Annotated in this window: 1 rRNA gene; it reads left to right on the top strand. The window is 51.2% G+C overall.

Features of this window, described 5'->3' with window-relative positions:
• A 23S ribosomal RNA gene (locus Q3O60_RS17510) occupies window positions 1-1939 on the top strand; the annotation flags it as partial.

Here is a 1939-nt window from a genome sequence, read left to right as displayed (position 1 = left end):
ATTGGTGTTAGTGGAATCCTTTGGAAAGAGGAGCGATACAGGGTGATAGCCCCGTACACGACAATGCCTTTGCAGTGAAAACGAGTAGGACGGGACACGTGGTATCCTGTTTGAACATGGGGGGACCATCCTCCAAGGCTAAATACTCCTGACTGACCGATAGTGAACCAGTACCGTGAGGGAAAGGCGAAAAGAACCCCTGTAAGGGGAGTGAAATAGAACCTGAAACCGTGTACGTACAAGCAGTAGGAGCGGACTTGTTCCGTGACTGCGTACCTTTTGTATAATGGGTCAGCGACTTACATTCTGTAGCAAGGTTAACCGAATAGGGGAGCCGTAGGGAAACCGAGTCTTAACTGGGCGTCTAGTTGCAGGGTGTAGACCCGAAACCGAGCGATCTATCCATGAGCAGGTTGAAGATTGAGTAACATCAATTGGAGGACCGAACCCACTAATGTTGAAAAATTAGGGGATGACTTGTGGATCGGAGTGAAAGGCTAATCAAGCTCGGAGATATCTGGTTCTCCTCGAAAGCTATTTAGGTAGCGCCTCGAGCGAATACCATTGGGGGTAGAGCACTGTTTGGGCTAGGGGGTCATCCCGACTTACCAACCCCATGCAAACTCCGAATACCAATGAGTACTACTCGGGAGACACACGGCGGGTGCTAACGTCCGTCGTGGAAAGGGAAACAACCCAGACCGCCAGCTAAGGTCCCAAAGTTATGATTAAGTGGAAAACGATGTGGGAAGGCATAGACAGCTAGGAGGTTGGCTTAGAAGCAGCCACCCTTTAAAGAAAGCGTAATAGCTCACTAGTCGAGTCGGCCTGCGCGGAAGATGTAACGGGGCTAAATCATACACCGAAGCTGCGGATTTGTGTGCATCACCAGAAGCTATTGATTAACGTCGACGCGCGAAGCGCCCGGCGGTAAAGCGTTCAAACAACAGTCGATGTTGAGAGAATAACAGTAGTTTGTGGGATGCACACAAGTGGTAGAGGAGCGTTCTGTAAGCCGTTGAAGGTTGTCCGGGAGGATGGCTGGAGGTATCAGAAGTGCGAATGCTGACATGAGTAACGATAAGGGGAGTGAAAAACTTCCCCGCCGAAAGACCAAGGGTTCCTATCCCATGCTAATCAGGGTAGGGTAAGTCGGCCCCTAAGGCGAGGCTGAAAGGCGTAGTCGATGGGAAACGGATTAATATTTCCGTACCGGCAATACTGCGATGGGGGGACGGAGAAAGCTAGGCAATCGCGGCGTTGGTAGTCCGCGTGAAAGTGCGTAGGTTGGTGGCTTAGGAAAATCCGGGCTGCTAAGACTGAGACACGAGACGAGACTCTACGGAGTTGAAGTTGCTGACGCTATGCTTCCAGGAAAAGCCTCTAAGCTTCAGGTATTGACGACCGTACCCGAAACCGACACAGGTGGTCAGGTAGAGCATACCAAGGCGCTTGAGAGAACTCTGCTGAAGGAACTAGGCAAAATAGTACCGTAACTTCGGGAGAAGGTACGCTCTTGCTCGTGAAGCCCTAGCGGTGGAAGCGAACGAGAGTCGCAGTGACCAGCTGGCTGCAACTGTTTATTAAAAACACAGCACTCTGCAAACACGAAAGTGGACGTATAGGGTGTGACACCTGCCCGGTGCCGGAAGGTTAATTGATGGGGTTAGCGCAAGCGAAGCTCTTGATCGAAGCCCCGGTAAACGGCGGCCGTAACTATAACGGTCCTAAGGTAGCGAAATTCCTTGTCGGGTAAGTTCCGACCTGCACGAATGGTGTAATGATGGCCAGGCTGTCTCCAGCAGAGACTCAGTGAAATTGAAATTGCGGTGAAGATGCCGTATACCCGCGGCTAGACGGAAAGACCCCGTGAACCTTTACTATAGCTTGGCACTGAACATTGACCCTACATGTGTAGGATAGGTGGGAGGCTTTGAAG

This window comes from Alkalimonas collagenimarina, assembly GCF_030717845.1.
In the GTDB taxonomy this organism is placed as follows: domain Bacteria; phylum Pseudomonadota; class Gammaproteobacteria; order Enterobacterales; family Alteromonadaceae; genus Alkalimonas; species Alkalimonas collagenimarina.
This window is presented reverse-complemented; position numbering and strand designations above follow the sequence as displayed.